Genomic DNA, 16,780 nt, shown 5'->3' on the forward strand with positions numbered 1-16,780 from the left:
TCCGTTCAGGCGATCCAGACGCTCAGCGGGGCCTGGTCCTGGTGCAGGACCAGGGAGATGGGCAGGGCTTCGTCGCGCGAGAGCGCGGCTTGCCGGTAGACGACGACTTTGGTGTCGCCGGCGATGGAGAGCAGCAGTTCGCGCGCGGCGAGCAGGGCGCTCAGGGTGAAGGACAGGCGGGCGTGTGGCGCGGTGTCGGGCACGACCCAGGCCAGGCGCCGACCGGTTGCGATCGCGCGGGCGTAGCCGGCGGCGCCGGGGAACAGCGACGCGGTGTGGGCGTCTTCGCCCATGCCCAGCACCGCCACGTCCAGCGGCCAGGGCAGCTCGGCGATGCGCGATTCGGCGTCGGCGGCCAGGGTGTCGAGCACCTCGGCGTTGAACTGCGCCGGCAACTCGCCGAAGAACGGCAGGAAGCGGGCGGCCGCGGCGGCGCCTTGCAGCAGGTGCCGGCGCACCAGGGCGGTGTTGCTGTCGGCATGGTCGTGCGGCACGATGCGCTCGTCGACCAGCACCACCGTCACCCGCGCCCAGTCCAGGTCCTGCGTGCGCAGGGCCTCGAACACCGGGATCGGCGACTTGCCACCCGAGACCGCCAGGCTGGCCTGGCCGCGCGCGGCGATGGCGGCGCGCAGGGCGTCGGCCAGGTGGCTGGCGATGGCGCCGGGCGTTGCGCCAGGGTGTTCGGTCACGGCCATGTTCAGGATTCCTCGACCCACGAAGAGCCTTCGCGGGCCATCAAGGCAGACGAAGCCGCAGGCCCCCAGCTGCCGGCGGTGTAGGGCTTGGGCTTCTCGCCCAGCTGCTGCCAGCCGTCGATGATGGGTTCGACCCAGGCCCAGGCGGCTTCCAGCTCGTCGCGGCGCATGAAGTGCGTCAGGCGGCCCTTGATGACGTCGATCAGCAGGCGTTCGTAGGCCTCGGCGCGGCGGCCGGTGAAGGCCGATTCCAGGTCCAGGTTCAGGCTCACCGGGCGCAGCTTCATGCCGCTGCCGGGTTCCTTGGCCATCATCTGCAGCTGGATGTGTTCTTCAGGCTGCAGGCGGATCAGCAGCCGGTTGACCGACTTGTGGGCCGAGTCGTTGAAGATGGTGAAGGGCAGCTCGGCGAACTCGATCACGATCTCGGACTGGCGCGCCGCCAAGCGCTTGCCGGTGCGCAGGAAGATCGGCACGTTGGCCCAGCGCCAGTTGTTGATGTGGGCCTTGAGCGCGACGAAGGTTTCGGTGCCGCTGTCTTCGGGGATGTTTTCTTCCTGCAGGTAACCCGCCGCGGCTTCGCCGCCCGAGGCGCCGGCGGTGTATTGGCCACGCACGGTGTCCTTGGCCACATCGGCGATCGTCATCGGGCGCAGCGAACGCAGCACCTTGAGCTTTTCATCGCGCACGGCGTCCGGGTCCAGCGAGACCGGCGGTTCCATGGCCACGATGCACAGCAGCTGCAGCAGGTGGTTCTGCACCATGTCGCGCATGGCGCCGGTGCCGTCGTAGAAGCCGGCGCGGCTGCCCACGCCCACGCTCTCGGCCACGGTGATCTGGATGCTCTTGATCTGCGGGCTGCGCCACAGCGGCTCGAAGATGCTGTTGCCAAAGCGCAGCACCATCAGGTTCTGCACCGTTTCCTTGCCCAGGTAGTGGTCGATGCGGAACACCTGTTGTTCCTCGAAGTACTGGGCGACGTCGTTGTTGATCTGGCGCGCCGAGGCCAGGTCGTGGCCCAGCGGCTTTTCCAGCACCACGCGGGCGCGCTCGTCGATCAGGCCGGCGCTCTGCAGGTTGGCGCAGATGCCGACAAACAGGCTGGGCGCCGTGGCCAGGTAGTACACGCGGTCGGAGCCGGGCTGCATCTCGGCCTTGAGGCCCAGGAAGCTGGCCGGGTCGGTGGCGTCGACGCAGACGTAGGTGAGGCGGCGCACGAAGGTCGCCCAGGCCTCGTCGGTGTAGGCCTTCTCGCCGATGAAGCCGCGCACCTTCTCGTGGATGAAGTGCAGGAAGGCGGCGCGGTCCCAGCTCTGGCGGCCCAGCGCATGGATGCGGGTCTGCTCGGGCAGGTTGTTGTGCAGGTGCGCCATGTACAGCGCGGGCAGCAGCTTGCGGACCGAGAGGTCGCCCACGCCACCGAAGATGACGAGGTCCAGCGGGGCGGCGGGCGTAGGGGTGGGGGAAGTGGCCATGGTCGAACCTGGTTACCTGTGTTGGGCGGAGTTTATGGTAATTAAGTTACATCGTGGGTACTTTTTGCAGCAGACCCTTCAGCCGCCGCGGGCAGCGCGGCGGATCGCTCAGGCCAGCGGCTGGAAAACCGGCCGGCCGTTGGCCAGGCGTTGCAAGACCTGGTCCCGCGTCGGCGGCACGCAACCGGTCTCCATCACGCACAGGCTGGCGCAGGCAATCGCGTTGGCCAGCAGGTCTTCCACGTCGCTGGCGTCCAGTGTCAGTTCGGCCGCGGTCTTCGCGGCGCGCATGGCCGGGCGGTCCAGCAGCGCGACCAGCATGCCGGCCAGGAAGCTGTCGCCCGCGCCCACGGTGTCGGCCACCTTGACCGGCTGCGACTCGCTGGCCTGCCAGGCACCGCCATCGCGCGCCAGGATGACCGCACCCTTGGCGCCAAGGGTCAGCGCCAGCCAGCGGGCCGGTGTCTTCGCCAGCAGCGCGCGCGCGGCGATCAGCGGGTCGGGATTCATGAAGCCCAGGATGCTCAGGTCGTCGTCGCTGACCTTGACGATGTCCGCCTCGCCCAGTGCGGCCATCACGCTGGCCTGGTAGGCCGCCATGTCCGGCACGATGGCCGGGCGCAGGTTGGCGTCGACAACGACCAGCTTGCCGGCGGCGCGCTGCGCCTGCAGCCAGGGCAGGTACTTGTGCGAATCGTCGGCCACCAGGGCCAGGCATCCGGTCACGACCATCTTCAGTGCCGGCTGTGCGGCGCACTGCGCGCTCATGGTGGCGGCGTCGACACGGCGGTCGGCCACGCCTTCCCGGTAGAAGCTGTAGCTCGCCTTGCCGGCGTCGTCGAGGCTGACCACGGCGAGCGACGTGGGTTCGTGCGCCGGCTCGGGGTTGGCCAGGGTGACGCGGGCCTGCGCGATGGCTTGGGCCAGGCCGCGGCCGAAGCGGTCCTGCGACAGGGGGTTGAGATAGAGCGTGCCCACACCCTGCAGACCCAGCGCCCGGGTGAGGTTGTAGACGGCGCCGCCGTCGCAGGGGCGCAGGCGGCCGTCGGCCTCCTGGATCATGTCCATCAGGGCTTCGCCGGCGGTCGCGACCGTGATCGGGGTGTTGGGCATCGGTGGGGTGGGGCTAGGGAAAACCATAACTAAATCCAGTTGATTTATTAAACCTGTTCCAACTATAGTTCAGCCACTCCGCAGCCAGACTCGGAATTACCCGAAGTCCCGGACGCAGAGAAAACTGGTTCAACAACGTCTGATCCCTTCCATCCTCCTCAGGAGACATCCGTGAAAAAAATCGCTTCCATCTTCGTTCTGTCCGCCACCGCCCTGGCCGCCGGCTCTGCCTTCGCCGCCGAGCCCATCATCGGCCTGATCACCAAGACCGAAACCAATCCCTTCTTCGTCAAGATGAAGGAAGGCGCACAGGCCGAAGCCAAGAAGCTGGGCGCCAAGCTGATGAGCGCCGCCGGCAAGAAGGACGGCGACACCGCCGCCCAGATCACCGCCATCGAGAACATGGTCACCGCCGGTGCCAAGACCATCCTGATCACCTCTTCCGGCGACGCCATCATCCCGGCCGTCAAGAAGGCCCAGGCCAAGGGCGTGCAAGTGATCGCCCTGGACAGCCCGTTTGACGGCGCCGACGCCCTGTTCGCCACCGACAACTACAAGGCCGGCATCCTGATCGGCCAGTACGCCAAGGCCGCCCTGGGTGGCAAGCCCGCCAAGATCGCCATGCTGGACCTGTTCCCCGGCCACCCCGTGGGTGCCCAGCGCCACAACGGCTTCATGAACGGCTTCGGTCTGAAGGCCAACGACGCCAAGTCCAACGAACTGTCGTCCACCGCTGAAACCGTCTGCGCCGCCGACACCGACGGCAACCAGGCCAAGGGCCAGACCGCGATGGAAAACTGCCTGCAGAAGGACCCGGCCATCAACGTGGTCTACACCATCAACGAACCCGCTGCCGCCGGTGCCTACAACGCGCTGAAGAAGGCTGGCAAGGACAAGGACGTGATCATCGTGTCCGTCGACGGCGGCTGCGCCGGTGTGGCCGATGTGGGCAAGGGCGTGATCGCCGCCACCTCGCAGCAGTACCCCCTGAAGATGGCCGCCATGGGCGTGGCCGCTGGTGTCGAGTACGCCAAGGGTGGCAAGAAGGCTTCGGGCTACGTCGACACCGGCGTGACCCTGATTGCCAACAAGGCCGTGGCCGGTGTGGACAGCAAGGACGTCAAGCTCGGTACTGATCTGTGCTGGGGCGACAAGAAGTAACCTGAGCCCCCACGCTCCGCCGCTTCGCGGGTCGCTGCCCCCCCAGGGGAGGCTGACCCGGCTTGGGGCGGCCCGGCGCCGGCTCTTCTTTTCTTCGCCGAATCGGCGCCAGGGGCGCCCCTCTGAACCGGGAACCACGAGTCCCGGCGCTGCAAGGGCGCCCTTTTTCTTTTCCTTTTCGTTCTTTTCCGGAGATCTCGCCATGAGCTCTTTCAAGGACAGACTGCCGCCAATCAGTCAGCTGGGTCCGTTCATTGCCCTGGTGATCGCCTGCGCGATCTTCGGCATGACGACCGACAACTTCTTCACCGGCGCGAACTTCGCGCTGATCCTGCAGCAGGTCATGGTGGTGGGCGTGATCGCCATCGGCCAGACCCTGGTCATCCTGACCGCCGGCATCGATCTGTCCTGCGGCATGGTCATGGCCCTGGGCAGCATCGTGATGACCAAGTTCGCGGTCGAACTGGGCATGCCCGCGCCGCTGGCCATCCTCTGCGGCATCGGCGTGACGGCTGGTTTCGGCCTGATCAACGGTCTGCTGGTCACCCGCATCAAGCTGCCTTCCTTCATCGTCACCCTGGGCACGATGAACATCGCCTTTGCCATCACCCAGCTGTACTCCGGCGCGCAGACGGTCTCCAACCTGCCGCCGTTCATGACGGCACTGGGCGGCACCTTCGACATTGCCGGCACGCCGGTGGCCTACGGCACCGTGCTGATGATGGTCCTGTACCTGGGCGCCTGGTTCTGGCTGCGCGAGACCGCCTCGGGCCGCCATGTCTACGCCGTCGGCAACAGCCCCGAGGCGACGCGTCTGGTCGGCATCCCGACCGAGCGCGTGCTGCTGTGGGTCTATGTGCTGGCCGGCATCTTCTACGGCATCGCCTCGATGCTGCTGGTGGCGCGCACCGAAGTGGGCGACCCCAACGCGGGCCAGACCGAGAACCTGGACGCCATCACCGCCGTGGTGCTGGGCGGCACCAGCCTGTTCGGTGGCCGCGGCGTGGTGCTCGGCTCGCTGGTCGGTGCGATCGTGGTGGGCGTGCTGCGCAACGGCCTGACGCTCATGGGGGTTTCGTCGGTGTACCAGGTGCTGATCACCGGCATCCTGGTCATCATCGCCGTGACCGTGGACCAACTGTCTCGCAAGGGAGCTCGCTGATCATGAGCACTTCATCCAAACTCGTGATGCAGGCCAAGGGCCTGGTCAAGCGCTACGGTCAGGTCACCGCCCTCGACGGTGCCGACTTCGAGCTGCGCGCCGGCGAAATCCTGGCGGTGATCGGCGACAACGGCGCCGGCAAGTCCAGCCTCATCAAATGCCTCTCGGGTGCCACGGTGCCCGACGAAGGCGAGATGTACCTGGACGGCCAGAAGATCCACTTCAACACCCCGATCGACGCGCGCCGCGCCGGCATCGAGTGCTGCTACCAGGACCTGGCGGTGGCCCCGGCGATGACGATTGCCGAGAACCTGTTTCTCGGCCGCGAGATGCGCCGCGAAGGCTTCCTGGGCAGCACGCTGCGCATGCTGGACAAGAAGAAGATGCTGGAGACGGCGGTGCAGCGCATGGCCGACCTCAAGGTGGGCATCCGCTCGATGACGCAGGCGGTCGAGACGCTCTCGGGCGGCCAGCGCCAGTGCGTGGCCGTGGCCCGCGCCGCCGCCTTCGCACAGCACGTGGTGATCCTGGACGAGCCGACGGCGGCGCTGGGCGTGAAGGAAGGCAACATGGTGCTGGAACTGATCCGCCGCGTGCGCGACAAGGGCCTGCCCGTGATCCTGATCTCGCACAACATGCCGCACGTGTTCGAGATCGCCGACCGCATCCACATTGCCCGCCTGGGCAAGCGGGCCTGCGTGGTCAATCCCAAGACCATGAGCATGAGCGACACGGTGGCGGTGATGACGGGCGCACGCGACCCGTCGACCCTGCCGCCGGAATGTCTCGCCTGAGGACGGAACCCCATGCTCAAAGGCATTGATCCGTTGCTCAGCCCGGAGCTGCTCAAGCTGCTGGCCGAGATGGGGCACGACGACGCCGTCGTGCTCGCCGACGCCAACTTCACGGCCATGAGCCTGGGCGCCGGCAAGCCGGTGCTGCGCCTGCCCGGTGTGGGCATGGCGCGCACCGTCGACGCGGTCGCCAGCGTGCTGCCGCTGGCCGAGGACGTGGCCCATCCGGTCGCGTACATGCAGGTCGGCGGCACCGACGCCGGCTACCGCTCGGCCCTGCAGCGCGAGACGCTGGCGGTGCTGGCGCGGCACGGCATGCGCGAGGGGCAGGCCGAGGCGGTCGAGCGCTACGCGTTCTACGAGCGGGTGAAGAAGGCCTATGCCATCGTCGTCACCGGCGAGCTGGAGCCCTGGGGCAATTTCATCCTGCGCAAAGGCGTGCTTGGTCAGGCGCTGCGCCCTTGAACCATGTCACACTCCGCGCCCGTGATCGACGACAAATCTGCCCCGGAATCCGCCGAACCGCATGCGCCTGAGGCGGGTGCCGAGGCACCGGACGCGCCGCGCCTGCGCCAGCGCGGGTCGAACCAGATCGGCATGCGGCAGTTCAACGACCGCGTGGTGCTGCAGGCGTTGCGTGTGCACGGCAGCGCGCCCAAGGCCGAGCTGGCGCGCCTGACCGGCCTGACCGCACAGACCATCGGCCTGATCACGGCGCGGCTGGACGAGGACCAGCTGCTGGTGCGCGAAGCGCCGGTGCGTGGCAAGGTGGGGCAGCCCTCGGTGCCGCTGGGCCTCAACCCCGACGGCGCGTTTGCGGTCGGCATCAAGATCGGTCGCCGCAGCGCCGACTGGCTGCTGGTCGACTTCCTCGGCCGCGTGCGCCAGCGCCTGTCGCTGAACTACCCCTTCCCCGATGCACCGGTGCTGTTGCCGGCGATCGAGAAGAACCTCAACCGGCTGCTCGACGGCCTGGGCCCGATGCGCGGCCGGGTCGTCGGTGTCGGCGTGGCCGCGCCGTTCCAGCTCGGCGGCTGGCACCGCATGCTGGGCCTGACCGAAGCACAGGCCGACGCCTGGAGCCATCTCGACCTCGCGGCCGAGGTGCAGGGCATGACCGACCTGCCGGTGAGCTTTGCCAAGGACACCTCGGCCGCCTGTGTGGCCGAACTGCTGCAGGGGCGTGGCCGCGACCTGCACAGCTTTCTCTACCTCTTCATGGACACCTTCGTCGGTGGCGGCCTGGTGATCGACTCGCACCTGCACCGCGGCGCCAACGGCAACGCGGGCGCCGTGGCCTCGCTGCCGCTGCAGGTGGCGCACTCGCGCTACCAGCGCGAACTGCCGCCGCAACTGATCAGCCATGCCTCGCTGTGGGACCTGGAGCAGCGTTTTCGCGAACACGCGCTGGACCCGATGGCGGCCTACGACGCGCGCGCGCTGTTCGAACCCTGGCTGCCCTACACCCGCGAGTGGGTGGACCGGGCGGCGCTGTCGCTGGCGCACTGCATCGTGGCCGGCACCGCCTTTCTCGATGTCGAGGCGGTGGTGATCGACGGCGTGGTGGCGCCCGACCTGCTGCGCGAACTCTGGGCGCGCACCGGCGACGCGCTCAAGGCCTACAACCAGGAAGGCCTGCAGGGCATGCCGCGTCTCGAACTCGGCACCATCGGCTCGGACGCCCGCGCCCTGGGCGGTGCGCTGCTGCCGTTGCACGCAACCTTCGCGCCCGACCGGGATCTGTTTCTCAAGACCTGAGCCATGGCTGCTGGCGCCAGCGCGACGTTCCCCAACCGCTGCTTCTGAGGTACCGAGACATGCGCAATTCACGACTCCTCTGGTTCATTGCGGGAGCGCTGACCGTCGCACTCGCGGTCGTCCTGAACCCGTCACCCGAGCGCCATCGGGCCAGCATCAAAGAGCGCATCGCCCAGCGCAGCCAGCTTGCCGAGATTCTTCACCTGGGCGATCTGGTGGCCTTTGTATCCAGTTACCACTCGCTCGGCGTCGCGTCGTACACGGTGGTCAATGACCGGACTTTGTCTGTCGGCGCGCTGGGCATGGTGTTCGTGTTGGATCAGGGCGCAGCGAAGTGAGGTCGGGCTTCATGGCGCCTCGTCCGGCGCCATGGCTCATCGCGGGAACGGCAGGCCTGCGGTGGGCGAACTGGTCTCGTTCAGGCCCTGGGCGGTCAGGTGCAGCACGCGGCCGGCACGCGCTGCCGCCTGTTCCGAGTGGGTGACCAGCACCATCGAACTGCCCTGTTCGCGCGCCTGCGCGACCAACACATCCATGACCTGCGCGGCGGTGCGCGGGTCCAGGTTGCCGGTGGGTTCGTCGGCCAGAATCAGGCGCGGCCGGTGCACCAGCGCCCGCGCGATCGCGACGCGTTGCAGTTGACCGCCCGAGAGCTGCGCGGGCAGCCGTTCACCCAGGCCCTGCAACCCGACCGCGTCGAGCATCTGCGCCACCCGCGCCGGGTCGGGGCGCTGGAGCAGCAGCAGCGGCAGGCCGACGTTCTGCGCCACGTCCAGGTGTGGAAGAACGTGGAAGGCCTGGAACACGAAACCGAGGTGCTCGCGCCGCCAGTGCGCGCGCTGTGTCTCGCCCAGCCGGCCGAGGTCGGTACCGTCCAGCGTGACCGAACCGTCCTGCCAGTCGTCGAGCACCGCCATGCAGTTGAGCAGGCTGGACTTGCCCACGCCCGACTCGCCGACGATGGCGACGAACTCGCCGGGCGCGACCGTGAGCGAGACGTTCGAGAAGACTGGCGTGTCGCCGTAGCGTTTGCCCAGACCCTGGATCACCAGACTCATGACCGACCTTCCATCAGGGGCGCGACGGCGGCCAGCAACTGCGTCAGTGCATCCGGCGCATCACAGGGGATCACACACCGCTGCGGCATCGAACGCAGCCAGGTGATCTGGCGCTTGGCGAGCTGGCGGGTGGCGAAGATGCCGCGGTCGCGCAGCTCGGCCCGTTGCGCGGGCGTCAGCGGCGCATCGCCTGCCGCGTCCAGCGCCTCCCAGGCCTGGCGGTAGCCGACGCAGCGCATCGAGGGCAGGTCGGGGTGCAGGTCGCCGCGGGCGCGCAGTCGGCGCACCTCGTCGACAAAGCCCTGCGCCAGCATGGCGTCAAAACGCTGTGCGATGCGCTCGTGCAGCCAGGCGCGGTCGTCCGGTTCGAGGCTGAAAAAGGCTCCGTCGGCGATCGGGTTGCTCGTCTCGCGCTGGTTGCCGGTCTGGAAGGCCGAGATGGGTCGGCCCGAGACTTCGAACACTTCCAGCGCGCGCTGGATGCGCTGGCTGTCGGCGGGCGCCAGCCGGGCGGCGGTGCCGGGATCGACCTTCGCCAGTTCGGCGTGCATCGCGGGCCAGCCCAGTGCTTTCGCGCGGGCCTCGATGCGCTCGCGCACGGCGGCGTCGGCGCGCGGCATGTCGTCCAGACCCTGCATCAGCGCCTTGAAGTACAGCATGGTGCCGCCGACCAGCAGTGGCGTGCGGCCACGCGCGGCGATCTCGCCGGTCAGGCGCTGCGCATCGCGCACGAACTCGGCCGCGCTGTAGGCCTGGAGCGGGTCGGTGATGTCGATCAGGTGGTGCGGGGCCGCAGCGAGTTCGGCCGGCGTCGGCTTGGCGGTGCCGATGTCCATGCCGCGGTAGACCAGGGCCGAGTCGACGCTGATGATCTCGACCGGCCAGCGCTGCGCGATGGCCAGGGCCGCTGCGCTCTTGCCGCTGGCCGTGGGGCCAGCGATGGCGATGCAGCGCACCGGCTCAGCGGGCATCGGCGGCTCCGGTCGTGACGCGCACGGGTGGTGTCTTCGTTTCGCCGTGGCGTTGCACGAGGGTCCAGGCGGTCAGCGCGATCAGCACGCTCCAGAACCAGAGGCCGTCGGTCAGCGGCCGCACGCTGCCGGGGTTTTCCGCCAGGCTCCTGCCCAGCCAGCCGCCCATGAAGAAGGCGGTGACCATCATCAGGAAGCCGCTCATGGCCGAGGCCGCACCGGCCGCCTGCGGGAATGGGCCGACCGCGCCGCTCTGGCCGCAGGGCTGGTGCACGCCGTGGCCGAGCATGAACAGGATGAAGGGGCCGAGGATGGCGGCCGGGTGCTGGATGCCGGCCAGGGCGAGCACGCCCATGGTGCTGCCCGCGACCAGGGTGCAGGCGCCGGCGATGGCCACCGTGCGCCGCACGCCCAGGCGCGGCAGCAGGCGGCGGCAGAGAAAGGTGCCGACGATGTAGGACAGCGACATGAGCAGCATCAGCAGGCCGTAGGCCGTCTTGCCCAGGCCGAGCACGCCGATGAAGACGAAGGACGAGGCGGCGAGAAAGGTGAACAGGCCGCCGTAGGACGTGGCCGAGAGCAGGGTGAAGGCCCAGAAGGTCGGGTGGCGCAGGATCACGCTCCAGGTGCGCAGCAGCGTCAGCGGCTCCAGCGCGCGCGGGTTCTTCTGCGCCAGCGTCTCCTCGAAGCGCCAGGCCAGCAGCGCCAGCGTGCCGGCGCCAAACACCGCGACCGCGCCCAGCGCGACCCGCCAGCCGAACAGCTCGGCCAGCAGCCCGCCCACCGGCGCACTCGCGCAGGCGATCACGCCCAGCCCGGTCAGTCCCTTGGACATGACCCGCGCACCGTCGACCGGCGCATACAGGTCGCGCACCACGGCGCGCGCACACATCACGCCCGCGCCCATCGCGATGCCTTGCAGGATGCGCCAGACGATCAGCTGCTCCATCGAGGCGGAAAAGCAACTGCCGGCCGCGGCCACGACGTACAGCGCCGTGCCGCCCAGCAGCACCGGGCGGCGCCCGAAGCGGTCCGACAGCGGGCCCCAGACCAGTTGCGAGAGGCCAAAGGCCAGCAGCAGCCCGGTCAGCGTGAGTTGCGCCTGCGGCATGCCGGCGCCGAATCCCCGGGTGATCGAGGGCAGGGCGGGCAGGTAGAGATCGGTGGTGACGGGCTGCAGTCCCAGCAGCAGGGACAGCGCCAGCACGATCAGTGCCGGCGACATGGCGGACGGGGACTTGGACATCCGGTCGAGGGTAGCAGAAGGCCTGTTTCGCCCGGGTCTGTCGCCTGGGGGACCGGTCTGGCTAGGGTTTGTTTGGATGAGCGGATCATGCGATTGTCCGACAATTAATTTCAATGACCTCCGAGACCCTCTCCGCCACCGCCACCGCCGCATCCGTTGCCGGACTGAACCTGCCCGCGCTGGCCGACTGGCTGGCGCCGCACCTGGGCCCGTTGCCCGAGGCCCTGCAGGCCGAGCGCATGAACGGTGGGCAGTCCAACCCGTCCTGGCGGCTGTCCGCTGGCGAGCGCTCCTGGGTGCTGCGCGCCAAGCCCGGCCCGGCCGCCAGCCTGCTGCCTTCGGCCCACGCGATCGAGCGCGAGTTCCGGGTGCTGCAGGCCCTGCGCGGCAGCACGGTGCCGGTGCCGCGGGTCGTCGCCTTGTGCGAGGACGAGTTGGTGATCGGCGTGGCCTTCTATGTGATGGACTGGGTCGAGGGGCGCGTGCTGCGCGAGGCGCACCTGCCGCAGCTGGCGGTGGGCGACCGCGCGGCCTGCCACGCGGATGCGCTGCAGGTGCTGGCGGCGCTGCACCGGGTCGACTGGCGCACCGCCGGCCTGCAGGGCTTCGGGCGCGAAGCGGCCTTCTTCAGCCGCCTGGTGAGCCGCTGGACAAGGCAGTACCGCGCCAGCGTCGAGGCCCCGGTGCCCGCGATGGAGCGGCTGGCCGAATGGCTGCCGCAGCACATCCCGGCCGGCGCCGATGGCGAGGCCCCGACCTGCCTCACGCACGGCGACTTCCGGCTCGAAAACCTGATGTTCCACCCGACCCGGCCGAAGGTGGTCGCGGTGCTGGACTGGGAGCTCGCCACGCTGGGCCACCCGCTGTCCGACCTGGCCTACCACTGCATGGCCTGGCACCTGCCCTCGGGCGTGCTGCGCGGCATGGCCGACCAGCCGCTGGCGGCGCTGGGCATTCCGGGCGAGCGCGAAACCATCGAGCGCTACTGCGCGCTCACCGGCTGGCCGGTGGACGCCGTGCTCGAAGGTTGGCCGTTCTACCTGGCCTGCAACCTGTTCCGCCTGGCGGCCATCCTGCTGGGCATCGAGGCGCGTGCCCGCCAGGGCACCGCCGCCCACCCCGACGCAGAAGCCATCGCGCGCATGGCGCGGCCGGTGGCCGAACTGGGCTGGGCCATCGCCAGCGGCGCCGTCCCGGCGCTCGCCGACGCGCCGGCCGCGGCGCACTGAATCCAAGGAGCTTTCTCATGGCCTTCTTCGCCGAATCGGACACCACCCGCGGCCTGCGCGAGCGCCTGCAGGCGTTCATGGACGGGCACATCACCCCCAACGAGCGCCAGGTGGCCGAGGAGGCTGCTGCGCAGCGCTGGGATTCGCCCGAGGGCTGGACGACTTGCCCGACCGTGGCACGCCTCAAGGGGCTGGCGCGCGAGGCCGGGCTGTGGAACCTGTTCCTGCCGCACTCGCCGCGCGCGCCCGAAGGCCTGTCGAACTTCGACTACGCGCCGCTGTGCGAGGTGATGGGCCGCGTGCACTGGGCCAGCGAGGTCTTCAACTGCAGCGCGCCCGACACCGGCAACATGGAAACGCTGGATCGCTACGCCAGCGAGGCGCTCAAAGACCGCTGGCTGGCGCCGCTGCTGCGCGGCGAGATCCGCTCGGCCTTCCTGATGACGGAGCCGGCCGTGGCCTCGTCGGACGCGACCAACATCGAATGCGAGATCCGGCGCGACGGCGATGAATACGTCATCAACGGCCGCAAGTGGTGGTCCACCGGCGCCGGCAGCCGGCACTGCAAGGTGTTCATCGTCATGGGCAAGACCAACCCCGGCGCGCCGCGCCACGCCCAGCAGTCCATGGTCGTCGTGCCCGCCGACACGCCCGGCGTGAAGGTGTTGCGCCCGGTGCCGGTGTTCGGCTTCGACCACGCGCCGCACGGCCACATGGAGGTGCTGCTGGAGAACGTGCGCGTGCCGGCCGACCACATCCTGCTGGGCGAGGGCCGTGGCTTCGAGATCGCGCAGGGGCGCCTGGGCCCGGGCCGCATCCACCACTGCATGCGCTCCATCGGTGCGGCCGAGCGGGCGCTGGAAATGGCCTGCCAGCGGCTGGCCTCGCGCACCGCGTTCGGCAAGCGCTTGGTCGACCAGGGCATCTGGCACGAACGCATCGCCAACGCGCGCTGCCAGATCGAACAGGCGCGGCTGCTGACGATGAAGGCCGCGTACATGATGGACACGGTCGGCAACAAGGCCGCACAGGCCGAGATCGCGATGATCAAGGTGGTGGCGCCGACGATGGCCTGCGAGGTGCTGGACATGGCGATCCAGGCGCACGGCGCGGCCGGTGTGAGCCAGGACTTCGTGCTCGCCTTTTCCTACGCCGACCAGCGCACGCTGCGCCTGGCCGACGGGCCGGACGAGGTGCACCGCCAGGCGCTGGCCAAGCTCGAACTCAAGCGGCTGGGGCTGCACCAGCCGTCGCGCCCGCCAGAGGTGAAGGCATGACGGCCACACCATCGTCAGCCGCCCACCGCCCGCACTGGCCCGAGGGCGTGCCCGCCGCGCTGGACGTGCCCGACGCATCGCTCTGGGCCGCGTTCGAGCGCCGCGCGTTGCAGGAGCCCGACGCGCCCGCGCTGGACTTCGTGGGCCGCCGCTACCCCTGGCGCGAGTTGCACGCTGCGGCCTGCCGCCTGGCCGCGGCGCTGCAGGACATGGGCGTGGCCAAGGGCGACCGGGTGCTGCTGTTCATGCAGAACTGCCCCGCCTACGTGATCGGCTTTCACGCCGTGCTGCGCGCGGGCGCGGTGGTGGTGCCGGTCAACCCGATGAACCGCGCCGACGAGCTGGGCCATTACCTCGCCGACGCCGGCGCGCGGGTGGCGGTGGCGGCGTCCGACATCGCGGGCGAACTGCTCGAAGCCGCGCGGCGCCTGCCCGAACCCAAGCCGTTGCAGCACCTGATGTCGGTCGACTGGGCCGACCAGTTGCCGGCCGCGGTGGAGCCGGTCGCCGCCGGGTGGCCGCCGGCCTGGCGCGACTGGCTGCTGGCGCCCGCGCCCGATCTGGCGCCGCTGGCCGCGTCGTCGGGTGCGCAACTGCACCGCTGGAGCGACGTGATCGCGCAAGGCGGCGAGCCCGCCCCGGTCGCGGTGAGCGGCGGCGACCTCGCGCTGCTGCCCTACACCAGCGGCACCACCGGTGCCGCCAAGGGCTGCATGCACACGCACGCGACGCTGATGCACAACGTGCTCGCCGCCGGCCCCTGGCTGGACATGCGCGCGGGCGACGTGGTGCTGGTGGTGGTGCCGATGTTCCACATCACCGGTCTGGTGATGGGCCTGCTGGCGGGCGTGCACCACGGCTGCCGCGTCGTGCTGCTGCCGCGCTGGGAGCGGCTGCAGGCGGCGCGCGCCATCGCGCAGCAGCGCGTCACGCACTGGCCCAACATCCCGACCATGGTGATCGACCTGCTGGCCCAGCCCGGCATCGACGCCATCGACCTCTCCAGCCTGCGCTACATCGGCGGCGGCGGCGCCGCGATGCCCGAAGCCGTCGCCACGCAATTGCAGGAGCGCCTGGGCCTGACCTATGTCGAGGGCTACGGCCTGACCGAGACCGCGGCCCCCACGCACTGCAACCCGCGCCAGGCCGCGCGCCGCCACTGTCTGGGCATTCCCTACATCGGCACGCAGGCCCGTGTGGTCGACCCCGACACGCTGCAGGACCTGCCCGAGGGCGAGGTCGGCGAGATCGTGGTGCGCGGCCCGCAGGTGTTCCAGGGCTACTGGCGGCAGCCCCGGGCCACCGAGGCCGCCTTCGTCGAGATCGACGGCCAGCGCTGGTTCCGCACCGGCGACCTGGGCCGCGTCGACGCCGACGGCTATTTCTTCATGGCCGACCGCCTCAAACGCATGATCAACGCCAGCGGCTTCAAGGTCTGGCCGGCCGAGGTGGAGGCGCACCTGCACCAGCACCCGGCGGTGCAGGAGGCCTGCGTGATCGCCGTGCGCGACCCCTACCGCGGCGAGAGCGTCAAGGCCGTGATCGTGCCGCGCGAATCGCACCGCGCCGACCTGCGCCCCGAAGACGTGATCGCCTGGGCGCGCGAGCACATGGCGGCCTACAAGGTGCCGCGGTGCGTCGAGCTGGCCGAGGCCCTGCCGCGCAGTGCGTCGGGCAAGGTGCTCTGGCGCGTGCTGCAGAACGAAGAAGACCAGCGGCGCCCCGCAGGCCGCTGAACCCGCCAACGATTTCCCCCGTCAGTTCAACAGAAGGAGACATCCATGACCCAGCCTCAAGCACCCCGCCGCCACCTCGCCAGAACCCTGCTCGCCGGCCTGACCGCCCTCGTGCTGCCGCTGGCCGCGCTGGCCGAAGACGCGCCCGCGAAGATCCTGGTCGGCTTCCCGGCCGGTGGTTCGTTCGACACCATCGCCCGGGTGCTGGCCGAGAAACTCAAGACCGAGCTGAACCGCCCGGTGCTGGTCGACAACAAGCCCGGCGCCGGTGGCCGCATCGCGGTCGACGTGCTCAAGGCCGCGCCCACCGACGGCAGCGTCGTGATGCTCGGCCCGGACGCGCTGCGCGCCCTCTACCCGTTCACCTTCAAGAAACTGAGCTACGACCCGGTCAAGGACCTGGTGCCGGTGGCGACCGTGAGCGAGTTCGCGTTCGCGATGGCCGGCGGCGCCGACCCCAAGGTCAACACCCTGGCCGAGTACGTGGTCTGGGCCAGGAAGAATCCCGAGAAGGCCAACTACGGCATTCCGGCCCGCGGCGCGCCGCACCACTTCTTCGGCATGGTGCTGGGCGATGCGATCGGCGTGAAGATGCCCGACGTGCCGTTCCAGGGCAGCGCGCCGATGGCGACTGCCCTGATGGGCGGCCACATCAGCTCCAGCATCGACGTGCTCTCCAGCCTGGTCGAAGGCCACAAGGCCGGCAAGCTCAAGGTGCTGGCGGTGTCGTCCGAGAAACGCGACCCGCAGCTGCCCGACGTGCCGACCTTCGCCGAGCAGGGCTACCCCGGCATCACCGGCATGGGCTTCAACGCGCTCTACGCACCGGCCGGCACGCCCGCCAGCGTGGTCACGACCTGGAACAAGGCCGTGGCCAAGGTGCTGGCGATGCCGGAAGTGAAGGAGCGCCTGGTGGCGATGGGCTTCCACACCGTGGGCCAGTCGCCGGAGGAGCTGGCGCAGCGTGGCGCCAATGCCGCCAAGCGCTGGGAGCCGGTGATCAAGGCATCGGGTTTCACGGCGGATTGAGGCCCACCCCCGCGCCGCGCCTTGCGGCGCGTCACCCCCTCAAGGGGGCGATGCGAGTGGCCCGGCGCAGCCG

At 69.7% G+C, this 16,780-nt stretch carries 16 protein-coding genes; 10 read left to right on the forward strand and 6 right to left on the reverse strand.

Translation table 11 applies throughout. From position 1 onward, the window contains the following. Positions 1-5: 5 nt before the first annotated feature. The 3 genes from pgl to ACS5NL_RS04800 all read right to left on the reverse strand — a co-directional run bounded on the left by pgl (position 6) and on the right by ACS5NL_RS04800 (position 3,286). Complete coding sequence (gene pgl, locus ACS5NL_RS04790) at positions 6-698, reverse strand: 6-phosphogluconolactonase (protein WP_439352497.1); 693 nt, start codon at positions 696-698, stop codon at positions 6-8. Positions 699-700: 2 nt separating this feature from the next. Further along, entirely contained in the window at positions 701-2,173 is a 1,473-nt protein-coding gene (zwf, locus tag ACS5NL_RS04795) for a glucose-6-phosphate dehydrogenase (RefSeq protein ID WP_439352498.1), read from the reverse strand. A 108-nt stretch (positions 2,174-2,281) separates the two neighbouring features. Next, entirely contained in the window at positions 2,282-3,286 is a 1,005-nt protein-coding gene (locus ACS5NL_RS04800) for a PfkB family carbohydrate kinase (protein ID WP_439352499.1), read from the reverse strand. Between the two features lie 171 nt (positions 3,287-3,457). Between ACS5NL_RS04800 and ACS5NL_RS04805 the strand changes: the two genes are divergently transcribed. From ACS5NL_RS04805 to ACS5NL_RS04830, 6 genes are all read left to right on the forward strand, one after another. Continuing rightward, the gene (locus tag ACS5NL_RS04805) at positions 3,458-4,447 is read left to right on the forward strand and encodes a sugar ABC transporter substrate-binding protein (protein WP_439352500.1); all 990 of its coding nucleotides are present in this window, start codon (positions 3,458-3,460) and stop codon (positions 4,445-4,447) included. Between the two features lie 202 nt (positions 4,448-4,649). Next, complete coding sequence (locus ACS5NL_RS04810) at positions 4,650-5,609, forward strand: ABC transporter permease (protein ID WP_439352501.1); 960 nt, start codon at positions 4,650-4,652, stop codon at positions 5,607-5,609. Between the two features lie 2 nt (positions 5,610-5,611). Further along, positions 5,612-6,403, forward strand: coding sequence for an ATP-binding cassette domain-containing protein (locus ACS5NL_RS04815; protein ID WP_439352502.1), 792 nt, complete (start codon positions 5,612-5,614; stop codon positions 6,401-6,403). 12 nt (positions 6,404-6,415) lie between these two features. Next, positions 6,416-6,868 (forward strand): RbsD/FucU family protein, encoded by a 453-nt coding sequence (locus ACS5NL_RS04820; protein WP_439352503.1) that lies wholly within the window; start codon positions 6,416-6,418, stop codon positions 6,866-6,868. 132 nt (positions 6,869-7,000) lie between these two features. Beyond that, positions 7,001-8,161 (forward strand): ROK family protein, encoded by a 1,161-nt coding sequence (locus ACS5NL_RS04825; RefSeq protein WP_439352556.1) that lies wholly within the window; start codon positions 7,001-7,003, stop codon positions 8,159-8,161. 59 nt (positions 8,162-8,220) lie between these two features. Beyond that, positions 8,221-8,499 (forward strand): hypothetical protein, encoded by a 279-nt coding sequence (locus ACS5NL_RS04830; protein WP_439352504.1) that lies wholly within the window; start codon positions 8,221-8,223, stop codon positions 8,497-8,499. 36 nt (positions 8,500-8,535) lie between these two features. Here ACS5NL_RS04830 and ACS5NL_RS04835 read toward each other — a convergent pair whose 3' ends face one another. The 3 genes from ACS5NL_RS04835 to ACS5NL_RS04845 are packed head-to-tail and all read right to left on the reverse strand — an operon-like array spanning position 8,536 to position 11,436. Beyond that, a complete protein-coding gene (locus ACS5NL_RS04835) occupies positions 8,536-9,219 on the reverse strand; it encodes an ABC transporter ATP-binding protein (protein WP_439352505.1) in 684 nt (227 codons plus the stop codon). After that, a complete protein-coding gene (gene miaA / locus ACS5NL_RS04840) occupies positions 9,216-10,190 on the reverse strand; it encodes a tRNA (adenosine(37)-N6)-dimethylallyltransferase MiaA (protein ID WP_439352506.1) in 975 nt (324 codons plus the stop codon). The genes ACS5NL_RS04835 and miaA overlap by 4 nt, the downstream gene beginning before the upstream one ends. Beyond that, the gene (locus tag ACS5NL_RS04845; RefSeq protein ID WP_439352507.1) at positions 10,180-11,436 is read right to left on the reverse strand and encodes a multidrug effflux MFS transporter; all 1,257 of its coding nucleotides are present in this window, start codon (positions 11,434-11,436) and stop codon (positions 10,180-10,182) included. Before ACS5NL_RS04845 ends, miaA begins: the two co-directional genes overlap by 11 nt. A 113-nt stretch (positions 11,437-11,549) precedes the next feature. Here ACS5NL_RS04845 and ACS5NL_RS04850 point away from each other — a divergent pair, with 113 nt between their 5' ends. Genes ACS5NL_RS04850 through ACS5NL_RS04865 form a run of 4 tightly spaced genes read left to right on the forward strand, consistent with a single transcriptional unit; the run spans position 11,550 to position 16,707 of the window. Then, positions 11,550-12,665 (forward strand): phosphotransferase family protein, encoded by a 1,116-nt coding sequence (locus ACS5NL_RS04850; protein ID WP_439352508.1) that lies wholly within the window; start codon positions 11,550-11,552, stop codon positions 12,663-12,665. Positions 12,666-12,682: 17 nt separating this feature from the next. Continuing rightward, positions 12,683-13,942 (forward strand): acyl-CoA dehydrogenase family protein, encoded by a 1,260-nt coding sequence (locus tag ACS5NL_RS04855; RefSeq protein WP_439352509.1) that lies wholly within the window; start codon positions 12,683-12,685, stop codon positions 13,940-13,942. Next, positions 13,939-15,678 carry a long-chain-fatty-acid--CoA ligase gene (locus ACS5NL_RS04860; RefSeq protein ID WP_439352510.1) on the forward strand — a complete coding sequence of 580 codons (1,740 nt, stop codon included), beginning with the start codon at positions 13,939-13,941 and terminating at the stop codon, positions 15,676-15,678. Before ACS5NL_RS04855 ends, ACS5NL_RS04860 begins: the two co-directional genes overlap by 4 nt. A 45-nt stretch (positions 15,679-15,723) precedes the next feature. Next, positions 15,724-16,707, forward strand: coding sequence for a Bug family tripartite tricarboxylate transporter substrate binding protein (locus tag ACS5NL_RS04865; protein WP_439352511.1), 984 nt, complete (start codon positions 15,724-15,726; stop codon positions 16,705-16,707). Positions 16,708-16,780: the final 73 nt, after the last annotated feature.

The sequence above is a fragment of the Hydrogenophaga sedimenti genome, assembly GCF_051857515.1.
GTDB lineage: Bacteria > Pseudomonadota > Gammaproteobacteria > Burkholderiales > Burkholderiaceae_C > Hydrogenophaga.